The sequence below is a fragment of the Rhodoferax sp. ZS1R8 genome, from assembly GCF_056521325.1.
In genome coordinates this window covers 73,749-95,998 of the sequence record NZ_JBWMBA010000002.1, presented here as the reverse complement: position 1 = coordinate 95,998, position 22,250 = coordinate 73,749, and the positions used below count along the sequence as shown (strand labels likewise).

Here is a 22,250-nt window from a genome sequence, read left to right as displayed (position 1 = left end):
AACACCCTCTCTGTTGATTTTGGGCGGATTTTACCTGTGTGCTTCTACCAGCTTACCCATGGCTTTGCACCAGGCGCTGCGCATGCGCAAGCAGCGCACGTTGCAAGGCCCGGGGTTTGGCGATTGCAAAATCCAAATTCAGGCGCGCCAGCTCGCGTGCAAACCAGTCCAGGTCATCGGCCTGCGCATCCAGCCGTATGTGGCCACGCTCTTGTGTCAGCTTGCCTATGCTGGACGGAATGGCCCGCCGCACGACCGCCATCTCGGCCTGCGCGAACCGAACGACGATTGTGTGGGTGCGTTGCACCGCTGCAATGGATTCCCGCAGGTACTCCAATACGTTGAAAGCTGACGGCATGCCAAAGGCTTTGGGACAGGCTTGCACTGCCTGCACCCGGTCCAGGCGAAACGAGCGCAGGTCCTGGCGCAGGTGGCAGAAGCCCACCACATACCAGGCGCCATAGAGATAGCCCACGCCATATGGATCGATTTCGCGCTGGGTGACATAGCCGTCCAGCGCGCAATAGGTCAGCGCAATGGTTTGCGCTGCGCTGGCGCACTGCGTGACCTGTGCAAAGAATTCGCTGCCACTGTGTGCCTGGGGTGGTAACAAATCCAACGCCACCACGGCATTGAGATCCCCGATTTTGCGTTTCAGTGTCTTGGGCATCACCCGGTCCAGCTTGGCCTGTGCGCTGGACACGGCGGGCGTCAGGTCGCTTAGCCCCAGGTCACGCGCCACGCGAAGGCCCACTGACAGCGCCAGCGTCTCGTCGTTGCTGAACATCATGGGTGGCAGCTTGTAGCCCGGCATCAGCGCGTAGTGCCCATCGCGCCCGCGCGTGCTGCGGATGGGCACGCCAAAGTTCTCCAGCTCGACGATGTAGCGGCGCACCGTGCGGCGGTCCACACCGATCAGATCGGCGAGTTGCGCACCGCTCAGGCTGGCATGGGATTGCAGCAGTTCCAGTGCGCTCAGCACGCGTTGCAGGGGCTTTTCCATGAACAGATGGTACGCCGGATATAGGACGCATTTAGACCTATATCAACTCTAGACTGCATCCACTCAAAACGGACCGCAATACACAAAGGAAAACACACCATGGCACCCGATCTCTGGCTCTACTTTCTGGCGGTTTTGGCCGTCATCCTGCTGCCCGGCATGGATATGGCATATGTGATGGCCAGCAGCCTCGGTGCCGGGCGCGCGGGTGCTGTCAGCTCGGTGCTGGGCATCGCAACTGGCGGCGCCATCCACGTTATCGTCGGTGCGACCGGCATGGCCGCGTTGATGGTGCTGTTTCCCCACATGTTTCGCGTGATGCTGCTGGTGGGCACCGTCTACTTGCTGTGGGTGGGCTGGGGGATTTTTCGCAGTGCCGATGCAGCCGCACCCACGCAGGCCAATGCGGCACCCTTGTCTGGCAGCACCATCTACCGCCGCGCGGTGACCACCTGTCTGCTTAACCCCAAAGCCTATGCCTTTACCTTTGCGCTGTTCCCCGCCTTTGTGCGTGCCGACACACGTTCACTGCTGGCGCAGACCTTGGCTCTGTGCGTGATCACCGTCGGCACGCAGATCGCGGTCTATGGCGTCGTCGCTGCGCTGGCCTTGCGCTCACGTGCGTTCATGCAAGCACGCCAAAGTGCGATGGCGCGCGCCATGGGCTCGATGTTGATGGTGTGCGCGTTGCTGACTGCCACCCAAGCGTGGGCGGCGCGCTAGGAGCTGGGGCGCGCAGGGTCTGGGAATACCATGCCCTGCAGCCCGCCCTTGCGCTCGAAGGGCTTCCAATGGCCTTCTGCTTGCGCCAGACGATCAGCCACCGCCCACCACGCCGTCGGGTTCAACCCCAGGCCAATGTGGCTGGCATAGACCTCCACATTTTCGGTATGCGGGTTAGCCTTGCTGGGCGCTTGCAGGCTGGCCTGCCAGGCCACCACGCCATCGGTGCGGGTGTAGATGGATGTAGTGGGCACCGGTGGTGCCGTCGGCAAATCAAAGACCGCGGTTTCGTGCTCGACCTTGCGCCCACTGGTCAGTTCGTAAATGCGCCAGGCATTGGTGCTTTTATGCGAACCTGCAAACGGCGTGCCCAGCGTGATCACGCTGCGCACGCAACCGGGCAGCATCTTGGCCAGCTCGCGGGCATAGACACCGCCCAGGCTCCAGCCAATCAGGCTGACCTTGCGGCCACTTTCGTCATAGGCGGCCTGTACCTGGCGCCGTGCCTCCTGCAGCACGCCAGCGCGGGGACCGAAGTTGTGGTTTTGGTTCCAGCCCGACACGTCATAACCCCGGCCTTGCAGGTAGCCACGCAGGGGCAAGGTAGAGGTGTCGCTGGCCGATAGCCCCGGGAACACTATGACCGGGTGGCCATCGCCTGCGGGGGCGCGCTGCAACATGGGCCAGGCTGGTATCACTGCGCCAAATTCCCAGGCTGCCCGGATTTCCATGGCCATCAGCCATGCGCTGGGCGCCGGTGGGTGGGTGGGTTGCGCGCGGTGTCGGTTCTCAGTTGCCATCTCGTAAAAGGTGCCCGGCCGTGGTGGCCTTCTTCCCGAATGCAGTTGTATTGGAGGCAACGGTAGCAGTTTTCTCGGTACGCGGTCTGTGCGCAGTCCTGACTTTAGAGTCAGGATTCTCATCTGTTGTCGCTTAGGAGACTGCGATAGCCATCCACCTACGGGTAATTACCGAGGCATTCATCCGTCAATGGAAATCCCGGCTCGTCGTGGACAGCGCACCCAGCATAGGCGTAAGGTCCACGAGCGTTTTGGCAATCACGTGGCGCACATTGCCCCCGCTCTCTTCGTCGCGCTGCCACTCGCCATACACCATCAGCAGGCGCGAACGGTAGACCTCTTGGCGAAAGCGTTCGCGGATCGCCTTCCACACGATCACATTGACACTGCCCGTCTCGTCTTCCAGCGTGATGAAGATGACGCCCTTGGCAGTCTGCGGGCGCTGGCGCATGGTGACGAGGCCGCAGGCGCGTACCAGGCGACCGTGCGGCAGGTTGGCCATTTGCACAGAGGTCAGCAACTTTTTGCGGTTCAACTCCTCGCGCAGCAAGGCCAGGGGATGGCTGCGCAACGACAGGCCAAGCGATGCGTAGTCAAACACTACTTCTTCGCCCTCCTCGGCCGCCGGCAGCAGCAACTCGTCCTCATCAATCGGCACGCCTTGCAGCAGCGCGGGTGCAGGTTTGAGGGCTGCGGCATCCCACACCTGTTGGCGGCGGTGGCCGGACAGGGACAGCAGCGCGTCGGCACTGGCCAGGGCCTTGAGATCAACCTCGTTCAGGGCGCAGCGCAAGGCCAGGTCCTGCGTACTGTTGAAAGCCTGATGCGCTCGCTCGGCAGCGATGCGTTCGCCCACCACCGCGCGCAGCCCGCTGACCATGCGCAGGCCCAGGCGGACAGCAGGTTGTTGCTGCGCAGTGCGGTGGGCCGACCCCATGGCTTCAAGAGTGCAATCCCAATCGCTGTGCGACACGTCCACGGGGCGCACTTCCACTCCATGGCGTTGCGCGTCTTGCACCAGTTGCGAAGGGCCGTAAAAACCCAACGGCTGGCTGTTGAGCATGGCGGCTAAAAAGCAGGCGGGCTCGTGCCATTTGAACCAGCAGCTGAAGTACACCAGGATGGCAAAACTGGCGGCATGGCTCTCGGGGAAACCGTATTCACCAAAGCCTTCCATCTGCCGAAAGATGGCCTCTGCAAAGTCCAACGGGTAGCCGTTCTTCAGCATGCCGTTCACCAGCCGGTCGTGGTATTTGCTCACATTGCCATGGCGTTTCCAGGCGGCCATGGAGCGGCGCAAACCGTCTGCTTCTCCCGGAGTGAAGTCGGCCGCCAACACCGCGATCTGCATCACCTGTTCCTGAAAAATCGGCACGCCATGGGTGCGGCCCAATGCCTCTCGCAACGCCGGGTATGGAGACTGCGCCAGCTCCGGGTTTTGGCGCGCTTTCAGATACGGGTGCACCATGCCACCCTGAATAGGCCCCGGCCGCACGATGGCGACCTGCACCACCAGGTCGTAGTACGTGCGGGGCCGCAGACGGGGCAGCATGCTCATCTGCGCACGGCTCTCGATCTGGAACACGCCCACAGTGTCTGCCCTGCAAATCATGTCGTAGGTGGCTTCGTCTTCGCGTGGAATGTCCTGCAAAGTCATAGGGTGCGGCAGTTGGCGCCGCTGCGTCACCAATTCCAGGCAGCGGCGTATGGCGCTGAGCATGCCCAAGGCCAGCACGTCCACCTTCATCAGGCGCACGGCTTGCAGATCGTCCTTGTCCCACTGGATGATGGAGCGGTCCTTCATCGCGGCGTTTTCCACCGGCACCAGTCGGGTCAACGCGCCGTGCGTCAGCACAAAGCCGCCCACGTGCTGGCTCAGGTGTCGCGGAAAGCCCTGCAACTGCACGGCCAGCGACATCCACAACTCCAGGCGTTCCAGCGGCGGGGGTATGCAGTCCGGGCCGAGCCGACTCACGGCGTCTTGCAGCCGCTCAACCAGCACCTCGCGGTCGTACATGCCGGGGTGCTCCTTGGACAATTCTGTGATCAGCACCTCGGGGATTTCCAGCGCGTGGCCCACGTCGCGCAGCGCGCTGCGCGGGCGGTAGCTGACGACGGTGGCGGCAATGGCGGCGCGCTCCCGGCCGTACTTTGTGTAGATGTACTGGATGACCTCTTCGCGCCGTTGGTGCTCAAAGTCCACATCGATATCCGGCGGCTCGTTGCGCTCGCGGCTGATGAAGCGTTCGAACATCAGCGACGTCTCCTGGGGATTGGCTTCCGTCACATGCAGGCAGTAACACACCACCGAATTGGCTGCAGAGCCCCGGCCCTGGCACAGGATGCCCACGCTGCGCGCAAAGCGCACGATGTCGTGCACGGTCAGGAAGTACATCTCGAACCGCAACTCCGAAATCAGTGCCAGTTCATGCTCCACCCGCAGCCGAATGCCTTGCGGCATGCCGGCAGGATAGCGTTGCAGTGCGCCTTCTTCGCAGTATTGGCGCAGGGTCTGTGCCGGCGTATGACCGGGCAGAACGGGTTCCATGGGATAGTGGTAAGCGATTTGCGTCAGGTCAAAGTGGCACTTGTCGGCAATCACCAGCGTGTTTGCCAGCCACTGGGCCGGATACAGCGCCGCCAACCGCGCGCGCGACCGCAGATGGCGCTCGGCATTGGCCTGCAGCGCGAAGCCGCACTGCGCCACGGGTTGCCCCAGGCGCACAGCGGTCAGCACGTCGTGCAGCGGCTTGCGTGAGCGCACATGCATGCGCACACCGCCGGTGGCCACGATGGGCACGCCGCTGAGCTGCGACAACTGCTGCGCGCGCACCTGCTTGAGCGCATCGTCAACGCCCAGCACCAGCTCCACTCCCAGCCAAAAATTTAAGCCAAAAAGGCCTCTAGCCCTCGTGCAGATAGCGTAAGCCGCTTCCATATTGATAGCATCAGGAAGCAGCAAAAGCACCTCACAGTCCGTCAGAGACGCCCACAGAGCCTGGTTGTGTGTGCCATGCCAGGCCACCTGGTACTCGCCCTTGGGTGCCGCACGCCGCGCAGCGGTGATGAACTGGCACAGATTGCCCCAGCCTTGCAATGTGTGCGCCAGCACCAGGGCCTTGAGGCTCGGCCCGGAACCCAGCGCCACCGAAAACTCGGCGCCCAGCAGCAGCTTCAGATTCAGCTGCCCTTTGCACACTTCTGCATGCGCGCGCACTACGCCTGCCACCGAACATTCGTCGGTGATGGCCAGCGCGCGATAGCCCAGCGCAGCGGCGCGCTGCACCAGTTCTTCGGGTTGGGAGGCGCCACGCTGAAAGCTGAAATTGCTCAGGCAATGCAATTCTGCGTAATCGGGCGGTTGGGGGGATGGCATGGTTAAACACTGTATGCATGAACAGTATAACGATATGGCGATGACTGGCCTATAGTCGAGTTGCTTAGCCTCTCACGCCTGCCACAGCCCCGCCGTGGCCGCGCTTATTGACCATGAAAGTACATAAACCAATGAAAAAACAAACTCTCCGCCTGGCCTTTATGTTGGCCCTGGCAACACAAATCGGTGGCGCATGGGCTGCGGCCCCGGCAGGCAACGCCCACCTCAATGCCGACAGCAAAGCGGCAATGGCCCGCTACGATTCGGACAAACGGCTGTGCAACGACGAGACCACGTCCAATGCCCGCCTGCAGTGCCGCCGCGACGCCAAGGCTGAATATGACCACGCCATCGCAGCAGCCAGAGCCAAGGCGGCGGCTGCAAGACCCTCCTCGCCAGCACCAATTCCGGTCCCAGCGCCCGTTGCGCAGGCTGCACCTGCGTGCTCGGAATGCGGCCGTGTGCTATCCGTCGCCGTTACCGAAAAAGCCGGTGAGTACAGCGCGGTCGGCGTGCTGGCGGGCGGCGCACTGGGCGCGGTGCTGGGCAACCAGGTGGGCGGCGGTGTTGGCAAGGATCTGGCCACGCTGGCCGGTGCGGCAGGCGGCGCCTATGCCGGCAAAGTGATCGAAGAAAAGATCAAGACCCACAAGGTGTGGACCGTTACGGTGGTTTATGCCAACGAGAGCAGGGCCAGTTTTGATTTCCTCAACGACCCCGGTTTCCAGGTCGGTGACAAGGTGCGCAACACCGGCAACACTGTTGCCCGTATGTAAGGCACTGCCGTCGCACGCTCAGTAGTGCGGCGGTAACTCTTCGCTGGCCTTGCTGTGGGCGGGGCCCGTGTTATCCGGCATTTGCAGGCGCAACTGGCGCACTTCGCGCATCAGCAGGTCAATCTCCTGCTGCTGGCGCACGATGACCTGGTTGAGCTGGTCCAGCAGGTCTTCGGCAAAACTGGCCTTGATCTCCAGTTCGGTCAGCCGCTGGTCGGTGGGGCCGGTGGTATCCATGGGGTTTTCCATCGCGCTATTGGACACCACCCTGGCGGCGTGCCTCACGCAGCATGAAGAGGTACAACCCTTCTACCTTCTCACGTGCCCAGGGCGTCTTGCGCAAAAACTTCAGGCTGGAATTGACGCTGGGCTCAAACGTGAAGCAGCGCACCGGTATGCGCTCACCCAAGCCCTCCCAGCCATAGTGTTCAGACAGCTCGGTGACGATGGCTTCCAGCGTCTTGCCGTGCAGGGGGTTGCGGGGTTGTGAGGGGGTCGTCGTCATAACCCCTGTATTGTCCACCGGCTTGCCAATACCCTGGTCACCCACCCCAAAGCGCGACCATGGCCGGGGCGAAACCGGCATGGTCCTGCATCTGCGCCGGCTGGCCCGCCACATACACGGCGGCAAAGCGCGCATCCGGGCTGGAAAACACCAAGGCGTCCAATACACAGTCGGCCGGCACACCCAGCAGTGCCGGGGATTGCATGTCCATCACACAGAAGTCGGCACGTTGGCCCACGGCAAGCCCACCGAGAGCCAAGCCGGTCGCATTCCCTGCGCCGCCCAAGGCCGCTTCCAACAGTGCCGCTGCGCTGCTCAACGGCCCGAGGGTCTGAGCCGCAACATTGCGCTTGCGCTGCGTGAGCCGCTGCGAATACTCCAGCAGGCGCAGCTCTTCGCTCCAGCGGCGCGTGACATGGCTGTCAGAGCCTAGGGACCAGGTGCCGCGCAGTGCGGCATAACCCGGCAGGTCGAACACGCCATCGCCTAAATTCGCCTCCGTGGCTGGGCAGATGACGATGGACGCGCCGCGTGCCTGCACACCGGCCAGTTCGGTGGCCGTGGTGTGGGTGGCGTGCACCAGATTCCAGCGGGCATCCACCTCCACATGGTTCAGCAGCCATTCAATGGGGCGCTGGCGCGTGTGGGCCAGGCAGTCATCGACCTCCTGCGTCTGCTCCGCAATGTGGATGTGGACCGGCAGACCGCCTTGTTGTGCGTAGGCGGCCAGCTCGCGCAGGGCAGCCGGGTTGACCGCACGCAACGAGTGGATGGCAACCCCGACATTGATGCGCGCATCGCCACGTGCATGGGACTGCACCGCCTCCACCACACGGGCAATGCTGTCGGGTGTGGATGCAAAGCGGCGCTGGTCTTCGCGCAGGCCGGTGGCGGTGAAGCCCGAGCGCATGTACAGCGTGGGCAGCAAGGTGAGGCCCATGCCGGTGCGCTGGGCTGCGCGCACCAGGGCCAGCGACATCTCGGCCGGGTCGGCATACGGCGCACCGTCCAGCGCGTTGTGCAGGTAGTGGAATTCGCAGACCTGGGTATAGCCGCCGGCCAGCAGCTCGGCGTATAGCTGGCTAGCAATGGCTTCCAGTTGCTCGGGCGTGATGCGGTTGGCGGCCGAGTACATGCGGTCACGCCAGCTCCAAAAATCGTCGGCCGCGCCAACGCCGCTGCTGCGCCGCTCGGTCAGGCCAGCAATGGCGCGCTGGAAGGCATGGCTGTGGGCATTGGCCACGCCGGGCAGCACAGCGCCTTGCAGGCGCGTTGCGGTCGCCTGTTCTGCTGCTGTGGCGTTGGGCGTTACGCGGCTCCAATGGCCATCAGCACCCACCTCCAGCAGCACGTTGTAAGCCCAGGCGCCTTGTACCCAGGCCTGGGGCGCCCAGAACTGCGCTGCTTCACTTTTCATAGCAGCTCCGGCAAGCGGCAAGAGAGCTGGCGACCATTTTCTTCAATAGTGGCTGGATGCGGGCTGCGACTGCGGCGTCGTAGGCATAGGGCGCCACCTCCTGCATGTAGAGGTGCTGGCACATCTCCAGCTGGATCGCGTGGATGCCGCGTGCCGGCTGGCCGTAGTGGCGGGTAATGTAGCCGCCCTTGAACCGGCCATTGAGCACCGTGCTGATATGCGGGAAGCTGGCACAGGCCTGCACCGCGGCATCGGCAATGCGGCTGTCAGCGCTGGCGCCATTGGCCGTGCCGATGCTCAGGTCCGGCAGGCGGCCCTCGAACAGCCACGGCAGTTCCGAGCGGATGCTGTGCGCATCCCACAGCAGCGCAAAGCCGTGCAGCGCCTTCAGGCGCGCCAGCTCGCCCGCCAGCGCGCTGTGGTAGGGCTGCCAATAGGTCTCGCGGCGGCGCCGGCGTTCGGCCGGTGCGGGCTCTTGGCCCGTCTGGTACAGCGCCTCGCCGGTGAAGAAGTGCGTGGGGCACAGCTCGGTATTGGCGGCGCCCGGGTACATGGGCGTGTCGTCGGGCGGGCGGTTCAGGTCGATCACATAGCGTGAGGTGCTGGGCGTCAACACACTGGCTCCCAGTTCGCCCAAAAAGTTGTACAGCGTGTGCAGATGCCAGTCGGTGTCTTCCACATGCAGCGCCCGGGGCGCGTACTGCGGCTGCAACTCAGCGGGGATCTGGGTGCCGATGTGCGGCATGCTGACCAAGAGCGGTACTGTGCCCTGCTGCAAGTTGTAAACCGATGGTGTGGTGCTCATAGCACTTCCTGTCCCTTAAAGATCGTTTGCAGGCGCGGGTTGCCGCCCAGCGCATAGCTCAACTCGGCTGGGCGTTGCACATCCCACAGCACAAAGTCTGCACATTTGCCGGTTGCCAGCACGCCACGGTCTTGCAAGCCTAAAGCGGCGGCGGCGTGGTGTGTGACGCCGGCCAGCGCCTCTTCGGGCGTCAGGCGGAACAGCGTGCAGGCCATGTTCAGCATCAGCAGCAGGGATGTGCAGGGTGAGGTGCCAGGGTTGCAGTCAGTGGACACGGCCATGGGCACACCATGCTGGCGCAGCAGTGCGATAGGCGGCAGCTTGGTCTCGCGCAAGAAGTAGAAAGCACCGGGCAACAGCACGGCCACAGAGCCGGCCCGCGCCATCGCCTGTGCGCCCTCGGCTGACAACCATTCCAGGTGGTCGGCGCTCAACGCACCGTAGCGCGCGGCCAGTTGGGCGCCGCCGCTGTCGCTGAGCTGTTCGGCATGCAGCTTGACCGGCAGGCTTAAGCGCTGGGCTGCGGCAAACACGCGTTCCATCTGCGCGGTGCTGAAGGCAATACGTTCGCAGAAGCCGTCCACGGCGTCGACCAGCCCTTCGGCGTGCAGCACGGGCAGCATCTGCAGCACGGCATCTACATACTCATCGGTACGGCCGGCAAATTCGTGTGGCACGGCGTGGGCGCCGAGGAAGGTGGTGCGGACATCGACTGCATATTCCCGGCCCAGTGCACGCGCAACGTTCAAGGCCTTGCGTTCGTGCTCCAGCGCCAGGCCGTAGCCGGACTTGATCTCTACCGTCGTCACGCCCTCGGCCAGCAGCTTGCGCAGGCGCCGCCCGGCGCTGGCCTGCAACTCGGCCGCAGTGGCAGCGCGCGTGGCTTGCACCGTGGAGGCGATGCCACCGCCGGCACGGGCTATGTCCTCGTAGCTGGCCCCGTTGAGCCGCATCTCGAATTCGTTGGCACGGTCACCACCGTAGACCAGGTGCGTGTGGCAGTCGATGAGGCCGGGCGTGATGAGTGCGCCGCCTGCATCGTTCAACACCGTGCAGCGGTCCATCCATTCGCTGGGCAAGTCTGCGTGGGGACCTACCCAGGCGAGTGTCTCGCCCTCTACGACCAGCGCGGCGTTTTCCACCAAACCGTAAGGCTGCTCTGCGCCGGGCGCCATCGTAGCGGCGCTGCAGTGCATCCAGACCTGCACGCTGGATGAAGAGCCTTCGCCTTGGCCGGCTGCGGCGCGAGCGCCTCCGGGCGGCCGAGCGGCGCTCATGACGACAGCTCCATCCACAGGGCATGGGCACTGTGGATGTGTACCGTAGCCGCCTTGGCCAGCGTGCGCCAGACCAACGTACCCGCCGGCACGAACAATTCTTCAGAGTTAAATCGGACGCTAGCCCCCGACTGGTGCGCGTAGACAGCTATCGTTTTAGTAGCGCTCGCGAAAACCGTCAGATCCCCCTGCACGCGCACCATGCGGGCAGGTAGGCAGTCGTCATGCACCATCAGGTTGAAATCCTGCGTGGGGCCGTCCAGCAAGTCGCAGTGCGTAGTGGCACCACCGTCGAAGCACAACGCAGGGTCGGCCGCCGTCAGCCGGTGTTCGCAGGCGCTTGCATCGTCACTGTCGGACGGCGTGCGCACCGAAAGTAGCACGCCATTGCCCTGCAGGACCGCAAACCAGCGCGTGATGCCTTCGAAGCGCGAGAACGGTCCACTGGCAGTGACCTCGGCCACCGACATGCGCCAGCGCCACGCGCCCTCTGCGGGCCATGCCGCCAGTTCGCGCGTCATGCCGCCGCCATTGCGCCAGGGTGTTGCCGCAATATCGGCCAGGTGAACGGTACGCCAGCTCATAGTTGAAAATTCCCGCTAAAGCTGTACCGTACACCCGGATACACCAGTCGCGCAATGCTGGCCACGCGGGTGCCGCTGATGGTTCTGCGCTTCATAACCAGGCAGGGTGCCGTTGCGCTGATGCCCAGGGCCTTGGCCTCTTGCGCGCTGGGCAGCGCCGCTTCGATGGAGTAGCTGGCTTCCGTCAACGGTGCATGCTCCAGCAGGTAGTGCGTGGGCGTGGTCTGGGTCAAGTCGGCGTCCAGGTAGTGCGGGGCCGATGCGGGGTTGACGTAACGGTCTTCAAACTGGATGGCCACGCCGTTCTCGTAATGCACCTGCACCGAGTGGAATACGCGTGAGCCTCCTCGCACCTTCATCGATTGCGCCAGCGCGGCGTCAGCCTTCACCGTCTCCACCAGCAGCACGGTGGTGCTGTGGGAGTGGCCACGCTCCAGAATTTCTTCGTGGATATCGCGCACGGCCAGTGTGCTGGAGATGCGGTGCAATTGGGCAACCACGGTGCCCGAGCCCTGGACCCGTGTCACAACCCCTTCCACCGCAAGCTCTTTGACCGCGCGGTTGACGGTCATACGGCTCAGGCCAAACTGCTGCTGCAATGCGGCCTCGCTGGGTACCGCATCCCCGGGGCGCCACACACCCTGGTTGATCTGGGCCTTGACGAAGGCTTTGACCTGTTCGTATGCGGGCAACGGGTTTTGGGTCATGGTCGGCAACGGGGCTGCTAAGTTCAGTGGATTGTACAAGTTGTATAGACAACATGCTGCGGGCAAACCCTTATTGCGGAATTGTGACCGCAAAGTCCGGCTATAGAGCGACTAAGGGTTAACCCGCTATTGCATTGAGTTGTATAGACAACTACATTCTCACCATCGACTGCAATACAACCCTTGCCTCCGGAGCAACACCATGGCTACACAATCCCAACCCCCCTTCTCTAACGCCAAGCCTCGCCCCGTGCGCGCGCCCCGCGGGCCTGAACTTAGTTGCGCCAACTGGCAGATTGAAGCGGCCTACCGCATGCTGCAAAACAACCTGGACCCTGAGGTGGCAGAGAACCCGGACGAACTGGTGGTGTACGGCGGCATTGGCAAGGCGGCGCGCAACTGGCCGGCGTTTGAGGCCATTCTGGATAGCCTGCGCAAGCTCCAACCCCATGAGACGCTGATGGTGCAGTCCGGCAAGCCGGTGGGAGTTTTCCGCACGCACGAGGGCGCGCCAAGGGTGTTGATCGCCAACTCCAACCTGGTGCCCAAGTGGGCCAACTGGGAACACTTCAACGAGCTAGACCGCAAGGGCTTGATGATGTATGGCCAGATGACCGCCGGCAGCTGGATCTACATCGGCTCGCAAGGCATTGTGCAGGGCACGTATGAGACCTTTGTCGAAGCCGGACGCGAACACTTCAACGGTGATCTGTCGGGTCGCTGGGTTCTGACCGCAGGCCTGGGCGGCATGGGCGGGGCACAGCCGCTGGCGGCTACGTTTGCAGGCGCTTGCTCGCTGAACATTGAGTGCCAGCAAAGCAGTATCGATTTTCGCCTGCGCACCCGCTATGTGGATGAGCAGGCCAACGATTTGGACGACGCATTGGCACGCATTGCCAAGTACACGGCCGAGAAAAAAGCGGTGTCCATCGCACTGTGCGGCAATGCGGCCGACCTCTTGCCCGAACTGGCACGCCGCGCTAAGGGCGATGGCGCCAGCGCAAAGCTAGCCCGCGCGGATCTCGTCACCGACCAGACATCCGCCCACGACCTGATCAATGGCTACCTGCCCCGCGGCTGGACCGTGGAGCAATGGAAGGCCGCGCAGAAAGACCCGGCACAGCATGCGGCGCTGACACAAGCAGCCGGTGAATCTTGCGCCGAGCATGTGCAAGCCATGCTGGACTTTTATGCCATGGGCATACCCACAGTCGACTATGGCAACAACCTGCGCCAGGTGGCCAAGGATTACGGCGTGGCCAACGCGTTTGACTACCCCGGCTTTGTGCCCGCCTATGTGCGCCCGCTGTTCTGCCGCGGCGTGGGCCCCTTCCGTTGGGTGGCACTGAGCGGCGACCCCGAAGACATCCGCAAGACAGATGCCAAGATGAAGGAGCTGTTCCCCGACAACGCGGGTCTGCACCGCTGGTTGGACATGGCACAGGAGCGCATAGCCTTCCAGGGTCTGCCCGCACGCATTTGCTGGATTGGCCTGGGTGAACGCCACCTCGCTGGGATGGCCTTCAACGAGATGGTAAAGAGTGGTGAACTCAAAGGCCCCATCGTCATCGGCCGTGACCACCTGGACAGTGGCTCGGTCGCGTCGCCCAACCGCGAGACCGAGTCCATGATGGACGGCAGCGATGCGGTCAGCGACTGGCCTTTGCTCAACGCCTTGCTCAACACCGCCAGCGGCGCCACCTGGGTCAGCCTGCACCATGGCGGCGGCGTCGGCATGGGTTACTCGCAGCACAGCGGCGTGGTCATCGTGGCCGACGGTACGGCAGAAGCTGCAGACAAGCTGGGCCGTGTGTTGTTCAACGACCCCGCTACGGGCGTGATGCGGCACGCTGATGCCGGCTACGACATTGCACGGCAAAGTGCGAAAGACAACGCGCTGAATTTGCCGATGCTGACCCAGCCCGCAGCCTGATTACCCCATTTCAAGAGAACATGACCATGAACATCCAACCCGGTCTCCTGACCCTGGCGCAGCTGCGCGAACTGCACGGCAGCAAGACCACCCTAACGCTCGACCCCATGGCCCGCGCAGGCATACGCGCCAGCGCAGACTTGGTGCACAAAGCGGCCCAGGGTGGTGACGCCGTTTATGGTGTGAACACCGGCTTTGGCAAGCTGGCTAACCAGCGCATTGCGCAAGCTGATCTGGAAACTCTGCAGCTGAACCTGCTGCGATCACACGCCGTAGGCGTGGGTGAGCCCATGTCCGAGCCCGTCGTGCGGCTGATCTTGCTGATGAAGGCGGCCAGCCTAGCACGTGGTTACTCCGGCATTCGCGAACTGGTCATTGACCGCCTGTTTGCGTTCTACAACCTGGGCATCACGCCTGTGATTCCTTGCCAAGGCTCAGTCGGCGCATCGGGCGATCTAGCGCCGTTGGCCCACCTGTGCCTGCCACTGATCGGCGAAGGTGAAGTGTTTTTTGAAGGCCAGCGCATGCCAGCTATGCAAGCCCTTGCACAGGCCAAGCTGGAGCCCATCAAGCTGTCGGCCAAGGAAGGCCTGGCGTTGATCAACGGCACACAGGTATCCACCGGTTTGGCCATCGACGCACTGTTTTCCACCGAGCGCCTGTTTGAAGCCGCAGTCATTTCCGGCGCTGTCACCTTGGACGCAGCCCGTGGCAGCGACGGTCCATTCGACCCCCGCATCCACGCCGTGCGCGGCCAGCCCGGCCAGATCGCCTGCGCCGCGGCCTACCGCGCACTGGCCGTTGGCAGCGCCATCCGCAAATCGCATCTGGAAGGTGATGACCGCGTGCAAGACCCGTACTGCCTGCGCTGCCAACCCCAGGTCATGGGCGCCTGCCTGGACCAGATGCGCTACGCCACCGATGTGCTGATGCGCGAGGCAAACGCGGTGACCGACAACCCGCTGGTTTTTGCCGAATCAGGAACATTACTGTCAGGCGGTAATTTCCACGCCGAGCCCGTGGCCCTGGCAGCCGATGCGCTGGCCGTGGTGATTGCCGAGATTGGCGCCATCACCGAGCGGCGCATTGCGATGCTGGTGGACACCGTGGTGTCGCGCCTGCCGGCTTTTTTGACGCCCGAGCCAGGTCTGAACTCCGGCTTCATGATCGTCCACGTGACCGCTGCGGCGCTGGCTTCCGAAAACAAATCCCTGGCCCACCCTGCCAGCGTGGACAGCCTGCCCACCTCCGCCAACCAGGAAGACCATGTGTCCATGGCCACCTTCGCCGCGCGGCGGCTGCAGCAGATGCTGCGCAACACTGAATACATCGTCGCTATTGAGTTGCTTTCGGCTGCGCAAGGGATTGAGTTTTTACGCCCCTTGCAAAGCTCGCCGGTACTGGAAGGCATCTTGGAATTGGTGCGCTCAGTGTCCCCCGCGATGATGGTGGACCGCAGCCTGGCGCCGGATATGGAGCTGGTGCGTGGGTTGATCACGCAGGGCCGCGTGGGGCTGGCGGGTGAGGCGCGTATCCATGAATTGACGGCGCTGCGGTTGGGCTAGCGCAAAAGCAATTAATTTGCAGGAGGCCAGGTCAGCATCCAGGCTTCAGCCAAAGTAATCTAGTCCCTGCATAACTCCACCACTCGATCACATTGAATCAAAACCCGCCAGCCTGCACCTGCGACGTGTAGCCGCTCAGTGGCCCCATGTTTTGCATCACGCCATCCGGACCAGCGTAATAGGCGGTGCCGTTCTTGACGCCAGCCTTGCTTTTGGAGCCGGGGTAGTTGCGGTAGATAAAGCCGTCCGCGTCGCCCACTGTATTGGCTGGACCAGCCTTCAGTTCCACTGGGTAGGCCTTCTCAGCCCAATTCAGCGTGCGATTGATCAGCTGCAGGGGTGACGCGCCGTAGAGCTTGGTGCACGCGGCCACATCGTCACCACGCAGGGTACGCTGGTAATCGTAGCTGTTGTACGGGTCAGCGCTCATGATGGAGACCGTTGTATTGGAGTGTGCCAATCCGATCATGTGGCCGATTTCGTGGGTCATGACGGCATCCACATCGCGCGGAGTCCATATTTCGCGGGTGTTGAGGAAGATGTCTGCGTCGACCATGGCCAGGGTAGACCTGGAATAGTTCCAGTAGGCGATGCCCGACGAGGTCAATAGGCTGGTTGGGAAGGGGGCCCAGCCAATAACGTTGATGCGGTCTACGCTACTGCCCTCAAAATTGCGGCTCGCGATGGACGTACCCATGTAGTTGAACGTCACGTTGCACATCTGGGCCCAGCGGGCTGCGGCGACATAGATGGCACCCATTACGTCGTTGGTTGTCAGGTTTGCAGGCTGGTTGGTAGGGTTGTAGTACCAGTTGATAACCCCGCCTGGCCAGTTTTCGCCGGTGGCGACATACTGCGCGGTTTCGCGGTCAGCCGACGATCCTGCAACACTATCTTCCACAGGGGTGCGTACATAGTCTGTGGGGGCTTTTTGTTGGGCCTGGGTGGCGCCAGCCAGGGTCAACAGGGCCGCGGCTATCAAGGTGAGTTTGTTCAATGTGGGCATTTTGAATACAGTAAGGAAGTCTTTGAACGCTCAGTGAAAAGGCTGGCGCGCACGCTAGGAAAGCCACAATTTTACCGGTCTGCCCGTTTTTATGGCACCCCATAAATGGGGGATGCTCCCCATTAGTACGAGACTTATTTCACGAAAGTGCGCTTTCCAAGTCCGGATCACCCGGCGGGGACCGCCAAAACACCGTTTCAAATCAAATGCGTAAGAGGCCTCGCAAACAGCATCGGCACGGGCGATGACACGCTCAGCCGGCTGAAAACTCCACGGCCATCGCATAACGATTCTTGCCAGCCTTCTTGGCGTTGTACATGGCCGCATCGGCAGCCGCCATCAGCATCAAGCGTGATGGGCCGTTGACCGGGTAGCGTGCGATGCCAATGCTTGCTCCGATTTGCACAGGGAGGCCGTCTCCGATCAATATGGGCGCGCTGAGTAGCGCAACCAGATCGCGGGCAATCTCTTCGATCGCCGTGGTGTCCGCAGCGCAATGGGTGACGATGACGACGAATTCGTCACCACCCTGGCGGGCGACCAGATCGGACGCGCGCCGGATGCGGGCCAGCATGCGGTTGGCCACTTCTTTGAGCACCAGATCCCCTGCCCCGTGCCCATGCACATCGTTGACAGCCTTGAATCCATCGAGGTCTATCAGCATCACCGCGACCACTTCGCTGTCTTCAGCGGCGTGGCGCAGGCTGCGGTCCAGAAAAATATCCATGCCGCGCCGGTTGCACAGGCCGGTCAGCGTGTCGTGTTCGGCCTGACGGCGCGCGCGCTCTTCGGCGGCCTTGCGATCGGTCACGTCGTAGAGCACACCTTCAATCAGTTCAACCTGCTCGTTGGGGCCCAGCACAACAGACACGATGCAATGCGCCCAACGGGCGCGGCCGTCGGGCGTGCGCAGTTGGCAATCGGCAGAGGCAGAACGTTGGTTTGCCGACGCTTCCGTGATCAGGGCCCAGACCGCAGTTGGATCGGTGAAAATCGTCTCAATGAAGCGGTGGTCCTGGGCGTGCTCCACGGCCTCTGGCCCCATGCCGACAATGCGCGACAGCAGGGCCGGATTGCTACTGATGAGTTGCCCATGTTGGTTGAGTACCATGATGCCAACGTGGGTTGTCTCAAAAATGCGGCGGTAGTGCTCCTCCATTTTTTCGACTGTGGCCCGCAGTGCGCGCTCGTCTTCCAGCGTGCGCTCGGTGGTGGCCAGCAAGTTGTTGCTGCTGCGCACCAGGGAGCCGATTTCATCGTCTGCGTGGCCTTTGGGAACGTCGAGCCGGGTGCCGCTGCCGGGTACCGCCGCCTCCACCATACGGGCCACCGCATTGAGCGGGCGGGCCACCACAAAGTCGAACAACACGATCAGCAGCAAGGCCGACATGGTAATTTGTAAAACCAGCACGATGGCCTGCCAACGCGCCGCTGCCATAGCGCGCGCGTTGATGTAGTCCACATCTTGCTCAATGATCAGCCGGCCAATGGTCTCTGCCGCCATGACGGGTGATTTCAACGGGTAACGGGTGGTGGCATCGCCGCTCGCACCGCTGCCGACCACGCGTCGGCTGCTGAACACGCTGGCGCCGGTATCGGTTTCGATGCCAGCCGCCGCGACCATGGGATTGGACAGCAATCCGGTGACGACATCGCGGGCGATTTCCTCGTTGTTGACATAGGCCGCCACCGCCGCGGACGATTGCACGGTAGCGGCCAACTGTTGTTGCAGGTTTGAGGCTTCGGTGTGCTGGCGTTCAAACTCTGTCCAGAACATTGCCGCCCCGGCGATCAGCGCAAATACCAAAGACCCCAGTGTGACGCGCAGGGCCAGTTTGAGCTTGAGGTGGGTGCGCAGCGGGCTGGGAGTGATGGGAGGTATGGTCATGTACACGCCCCAGCTTATTCGCGCAACACCAACACGGTCTTGACCTTGGCATCCTGCGCAGGCACCGAGCTGACGTAGCCAATGGCCGTAGGATTACGGCGCACAAAGTCCAGTACGGCGGCATCACCCTCCACGCTGCGCGGCGGTTGCACTTGTCCGGTAAATTGCAAGCGGGACCAATAGGCTGTGATCTGGCCGATGGACATGCCGCTGACGTCCTTGAAGAAGCGGCTGCGTAGCGGGTCATCGCGGCCCTGGTCGACGACGAGTGCGTACTGGCCGGTATCAAAGGTGCGCACGCGGCCCAGGTATAGCTCGGCCGTTTGGCGCGTGGTCAGGTTTTGTACCGGGTTGTCGGCATGGACGATGACGGCAATGTCGGCATACGCGCGCGCGCCCACCAACATGGCCACCAGCAGCACGGCAGCCCCCAGCCCACGCCCGTAGCGGGACACGGATGGTGGTGTTGGAGCTGCGCGGCGCATGCGCATCAAAACGTCCGGTCAAAGGATATGCGCCACACCTTGGCATCGCCCGAATAGACGGGGCCCGGTTCCCAGTAGGTGTCGAACTGGGTCTTGATGATGCTGCGGGGCGCCAGCTCGTACTTCAGCGTCAACGAGGTGTGGCGGTAGTCATAGTTCGGCTGCAGCGCCGTGTCGCTGCTGAGTTCCTGGTACTGCGAGTAGTTGGCAAAGGTGGTCCATTTGCCGCTGCGGTAGCCAATGCCGATGGACGCTGCGGGCACGCTGATCGTCACCCCCGCCAGCGGTCCGGTCTTGTTGCGCCGGATGTTGGTCGCAATCTCGGACAGCACGAACCAGTTGTTGTGTTCGTAGTTGGCGGCCAACCCATAGGCCTGCATGCTTTCGCTGTAGTCATTGGCCGGGTCATCTTTGTCGGTGAACGCGGTGTCGGCTTGCATGGCGATGGCGCGCAGGGTCCATGCACCGCGTGTCAGCTCTATGTCGCCACCGACGATGTTGTCCCAGCGCACATCGGTGTGGCGCTGCCCATAAGACAACATGTAGCGGTTGTCCTTGATCTGCTCACTGCCGGCAAATACGCTGGTGTTGACATACACACCACCCACCGCAGTGCGGTTGCGCAGGCTGATGCCGTTGTAGTTGGTGGCATCCCAGCCATACAGTTCGGGCGGTAAACCCACCCAGGGGTAGACCACGCCAACGTCCTGAAAGTCTGAGTAGTAATACAGCGGAATACGTTTGCGCCCGACTTGCAGATCCCACGTGGGGCTGAGGATGTAGGTGGCATAAGCCCATTGCAGTTGCACGTTGGCATCAAGGGGGCGCGCGGTAACCTGCGCGGTCAGGCTCAGCTTGTCGGTCAGCGTGGCATTGGCTTGCAGGCCGATGCGGCTTTCGGTGGCCAGCGAGAAAGCCGTGTTGTAGGTTCCGAAGTTGCTGTAATCCGCGATGTAGCAGGGGCACGCCACATCGGGGTTGTCGGGCATGGGGCCATGCAACGAGCCACTGAGGACACGCCCGCCAACGACAGAGAAAAACCCGCTGATCTCCAGATCGGGCGCTGCATGGGCGACAGGAAGGCCCAGCGTAGCGACCGCTGCAGCCAGAGTGAAGATAGTTCTATAGCGCATCGTAAGGCTTCCAACGTCTGCACTCTATCTGAGTCGTCAGTGTCAGGCAAACAACCCATGCAAATACCAGCCAGCCTGTCCACCCAGCCGTTCGCAATACACCCACACCAGACCCGCTACCGCGCTGCGCGCCACGTAGTAGTCGCGCAGTGCGCAGTGGGCTTCGCCATCGAGCCAGCCGGCCTCCAGCCGCTGTGGGCCGACCAGCAGATCCAGTGGTCCGCCTTCGTACTGCGGTTGGCCCTGGTGGGTGGTCAGTTGCAGCGGTGTGGCCAGCAGCCAGCTGGGGTAGAGGGCTTCTAAGCCATTTAGGCCGCTAGCCCTCGTGGAGCGTGCGTAAGCCGCTCCTGATTTAGTAGCAGCTACTTGACCCTCGCGCATATTGCCTACTGGCATGGCGGTGGCCGCATGCCACTGCTGCATGCGCTCGGGCCGGTGGTCGGCGTGCAGCGTGGCGCGGCGCACCTGCTGTGGCCCTAAGCGTGCACTCAGGCGCTCAAGCAATTGGTGCAGGCTGTCGCCGTGGCGTACGTCGTCGGGCAACAGGCTGATGCTCTCGCCGGCCATGGGCTGGGTCTGCAAAGAGCGCAGGCGCAGGTGCAGCACGGGTGCGGGCAGCGTGACCTGGGCCAGTTGCTCGCCCAGCAGACGGACCAGGTGCTGCATGTCCTGCGTGGGCTGGGCCGTGCGCAGCACCAGGCGGCCCTGCCCGTTGCCCTTGTGGTGGGCGTCCACATGCAGCGCGTTGGAGCGCCGGGCGTCCAGCTCCCACACGAGGGCCAGGCCCAGCACACCACGCTGGCGTGCGCGCAACCACAGCTGCAATTGCGCCAGCAGGCGCCGGGCACCGAACAGCAGAGCCGACGCGTTTTCGACACTGGCCGACAACTCCAGCGGGGCGTCAAACACATCGGGCAGCGCCAGCCACGGGTAAACCTCGGCGCGCTGGCCATAGGCACAGTCCAGCGCGTTCACCAAGTCTGCGCCAAAGCGGCGCACCAAGCCACCACGCGGCAGCGCCCGCAGTTGCCCCCAGTTGGCCAGCCCCAGGCGCTCCAGCGTGGGCAGATGGGCGCGTGCGGCCGCCAGCGTGTGCAGGGGCAAGGCGTCGGCCGCCAGATCACGCGCGTCGGCACCAAAGCCCACAGCACACTGCAGCCGCCCGTGTGCTATCAAAGCCGTAGCGCCTTGCGCCCATTCCACGAGGGGTAGCGGCCATTTTGGCTTGAGCAACTGGTCCAACAGGGCGTCGCGACCGCCAAACAGGCGCTCGCTGGCCGAGACCTCCATGACCAGCGCAGCCTCTACCGGCGCCACCAGCGGCGTGAACTGCAGCGCCCACCACGCCCAGGCGCTGCGCGGGTCTGCCAGCGCTGCTTCGGGTGCGGCGTCAGGCGCGGGCTGCAGTGCGATCCAGTGCATAGCCGGTCGCGCGCGCGCCCTCGGGGGGCAGCGCAGTGCGCGTAGCAAGCGTGGGGGACCTGTTTGCGTGCAACAGGCAGGCCAGCCGCGCGGCCCGGGCCGGCAGGTGCAGGGGCTGGTCCATCGGAGGACCGCGGCGCTTGAGGGCGCGCACCTCCAGCGTGTCGGCACCGTCTTCTGAAGGTGCGGCCCACAGCCGCAGCACGGCGGGCGAGGATTCGTGTTGGGCCTGTTCGGGGCGCAGCACAAACAGCAGCTTGTCGTATTCGGCCGCGGCCATTTGCAGGCGGCGCAGTTGCTCGGGGCGGACGTGCACCAGCCAGGCCAGCACGGCATCCACATCAGCGCAACGCAGGGCCTGCTCGGTGGCCCACAGGCGCTGGGCACCACCCTTGCCGCCTGCTTTTCCACCTTCTTGCGGGGCCACCCACAGCAGGCGCTGCGTGGCAAGGCCCTGCGCACCCAAAGACGGACCAAACGGTAAGTGCGGCGCGCCCACCAACACCACGGCACCGGATCCGCAGTGGGCCAGGGCAGGCAGCAGCAGGCGCCATTCATTGTGTATGCCTGGAGGTTGGAGGATTTCGCTCATGGCACCCCGTGGCCAGCCACCACCGGGCAGCTGGGTGTTTAGCGCGACATCGCCTGTGGCCAGAACCCGACCGGGCGCGCTGGCCAGCGCATCGGCTTGCCAGACGTCCGCGTGGACGCCCTTCCAGGAGGGCAAATGGGCAGAGGCAGACATGGGTGGGGGCGCATTCTTTGAAACTGTATTTTTGTACAGTATACGCCGATGCAAGCGTTTACAGTCAAGGCCTGGCGGCCTGTTTTACGCTGAAACTGAC

At 63.1% G+C, this 22,250-nt stretch carries 20 protein-coding genes; 4 read left to right on the top strand and 16 right to left on the bottom strand.

The features are described 5' to 3' along the window. Positions 1-52: 52 nt before the first annotated feature. On the bottom strand, positions 53-1,003 hold the full coding sequence (locus AC097P_RS06480) for a helix-turn-helix transcriptional regulator (protein WP_479609574.1): 951 nt from the start codon (positions 1,001-1,003) through the stop codon (positions 53-55). Positions 1,004-1,102: 99 nt separating this feature from the next. On the opposite strand from AC097P_RS06480, the gene AC097P_RS06475 reads away from it, so the two are divergent. Next, positions 1,103-1,726, top strand: coding sequence for a LysE family translocator (locus tag AC097P_RS06475; RefSeq protein WP_479609573.1), 624 nt, complete (start codon positions 1,103-1,105; stop codon positions 1,724-1,726). On the opposite strand, the gene AC097P_RS06470 is transcribed toward AC097P_RS06475, so the two are convergent. Both AC097P_RS06470 and AC097P_RS06465 read right to left on the bottom strand, forming a co-directional pair. Then, a complete protein-coding gene (locus AC097P_RS06470) occupies positions 1,723-2,526 on the bottom strand; it encodes an alpha/beta hydrolase (RefSeq protein ID WP_479609572.1) in 804 nt (267 codons plus the stop codon). The genes AC097P_RS06475 and AC097P_RS06470 overlap by 4 nt on opposite strands. 187 nt (positions 2,527-2,713) lie before the next feature. Continuing rightward, on the bottom strand, positions 2,714-5,902 hold the full coding sequence (locus AC097P_RS06465; protein WP_479609571.1) for an error-prone DNA polymerase: 3,189 nt from the start codon (positions 5,900-5,902) through the stop codon (positions 2,714-2,716). Positions 5,903-6,033: 131 nt separating this feature from the next. On the opposite strand from AC097P_RS06465, the gene AC097P_RS06460 reads away from it, so the two are divergent. Then, complete coding sequence (locus AC097P_RS06460) at positions 6,034-6,678, top strand: glycine zipper 2TM domain-containing protein (RefSeq protein WP_479609570.1); 645 nt, start codon at positions 6,034-6,036, stop codon at positions 6,676-6,678. Positions 6,679-6,696: 18 nt separating this feature from the next. On the opposite strand, the gene AC097P_RS06455 is transcribed toward AC097P_RS06460, so the two are convergent. The 7 genes from AC097P_RS06455 to hutC form a co-directional block, all read right to left on the bottom strand. Next, positions 6,697-6,915, bottom strand: a complete 219-nt coding sequence (locus AC097P_RS06455) for a SlyX family protein (protein WP_479609569.1) — start codon at positions 6,913-6,915, stop codon at positions 6,697-6,699. A gap of 16 nt (positions 6,916-6,931) precedes the next feature. Then, positions 6,932-7,183, bottom strand: a complete 252-nt coding sequence (locus AC097P_RS06450) for a VF530 family protein (RefSeq protein ID WP_479609568.1) — start codon at positions 7,181-7,183, stop codon at positions 6,932-6,934. Positions 7,184-7,220: 37 nt separating this feature from the next. After that, positions 7,221-8,600 (bottom strand): formimidoylglutamate deiminase, encoded by a 1,380-nt coding sequence (locus tag AC097P_RS06445; protein WP_479609567.1) that lies wholly within the window; start codon positions 8,598-8,600, stop codon positions 7,221-7,223. Further along, positions 8,590-9,405 (bottom strand): N-formylglutamate deformylase, encoded by an 816-nt coding sequence (hutG, locus tag AC097P_RS06440; RefSeq protein ID WP_479609566.1) that lies wholly within the window; start codon positions 9,403-9,405, stop codon positions 8,590-8,592. Before hutG ends, AC097P_RS06445 begins: the two co-directional genes overlap by 11 nt. After that, positions 9,402-10,601 carry an imidazolonepropionase gene (hutI, locus tag AC097P_RS06435; protein WP_479610417.1) on the bottom strand — a complete coding sequence of 400 codons (1,200 nt, stop codon included), beginning with the start codon at positions 10,599-10,601 and terminating at the stop codon, positions 9,402-9,404. Before hutI ends, hutG begins: the two co-directional genes overlap by 4 nt. A gap of 77 nt (positions 10,602-10,678) precedes the next feature. After that, positions 10,679-11,266 (bottom strand): HutD/Ves family protein, encoded by a 588-nt coding sequence (locus tag AC097P_RS06430; protein WP_479609565.1) that lies wholly within the window; start codon positions 11,264-11,266, stop codon positions 10,679-10,681. After that, complete coding sequence (gene hutC / locus AC097P_RS06425) at positions 11,263-11,973, bottom strand: histidine utilization repressor (protein WP_479609564.1); 711 nt, start codon at positions 11,971-11,973, stop codon at positions 11,263-11,265. The genes AC097P_RS06430 and hutC overlap by 4 nt, the downstream gene beginning before the upstream one ends. Positions 11,974-12,175: 202 nt before the next feature. Here hutC and hutU point away from each other — a divergent pair, with 202 nt between their 5' ends. Further along, positions 12,176-13,906, top strand: coding sequence for a urocanate hydratase (gene hutU, locus AC097P_RS06420; protein ID WP_479609563.1), 1,731 nt, complete (start codon positions 12,176-12,178; stop codon positions 13,904-13,906). A gap of 20 nt (positions 13,907-13,926) precedes the next feature. Further along, positions 13,927-15,471 carry a histidine ammonia-lyase gene (gene hutH, locus AC097P_RS06415; RefSeq protein ID WP_479609562.1) on the top strand — a complete coding sequence of 515 codons (1,545 nt, stop codon included), beginning with the start codon at positions 13,927-13,929 and terminating at the stop codon, positions 15,469-15,471. A 97-nt stretch (positions 15,472-15,568) separates the two neighbouring features. Here hutH and AC097P_RS06410 read toward each other — a convergent pair whose 3' ends face one another. From AC097P_RS06410 to imuA, 6 genes are all read right to left on the bottom strand, one after another. Further along, the gene (locus tag AC097P_RS06410) at positions 15,569-16,477 is read right to left on the bottom strand and encodes a matrixin family metalloprotease (RefSeq protein ID WP_479609561.1); all 909 of its coding nucleotides are present in this window, start codon (positions 16,475-16,477) and stop codon (positions 15,569-15,571) included. Between the two features lie 253 nt (positions 16,478-16,730). After that, the gene (locus AC097P_RS06405; RefSeq protein ID WP_479609560.1) at positions 16,731-18,365 is read right to left on the bottom strand and encodes a diguanylate cyclase domain-containing protein; all 1,635 of its coding nucleotides are present in this window, start codon (positions 18,363-18,365) and stop codon (positions 16,731-16,733) included. Positions 18,366-18,379: 14 nt separating this feature from the next. Further along, a complete protein-coding gene (locus AC097P_RS06400) occupies positions 18,380-18,856 on the bottom strand; it encodes a type 2 periplasmic-binding domain-containing protein (protein WP_479609559.1) in 477 nt (158 codons plus the stop codon). Continuing rightward, on the bottom strand, positions 18,856-19,983 hold the full coding sequence (locus AC097P_RS06395; RefSeq protein WP_479609558.1) for a hypothetical protein: 1,128 nt from the start codon (positions 19,981-19,983) through the stop codon (positions 18,856-18,858). Before AC097P_RS06395 ends, AC097P_RS06400 begins: the two co-directional genes overlap by 1 nt. 42 nt (positions 19,984-20,025) lie before the next feature. After that, the gene (locus tag AC097P_RS06390) at positions 20,026-21,405 is read right to left on the bottom strand and encodes a DNA polymerase Y subunit UmuC family protein (RefSeq protein WP_479609557.1); all 1,380 of its coding nucleotides are present in this window, start codon (positions 21,403-21,405) and stop codon (positions 20,026-20,028) included. Then, positions 21,374-22,150: a translesion DNA synthesis-associated protein ImuA gene (imuA, locus tag AC097P_RS06385; RefSeq protein WP_479609556.1), complete on the bottom strand. Its 777-nt coding sequence runs from the start codon at positions 22,148-22,150 to the stop codon at positions 21,374-21,376. The genes AC097P_RS06390 and imuA overlap by 32 nt, the downstream gene beginning before the upstream one ends. Positions 22,151-22,250 lie beyond the last annotated feature (100 nt).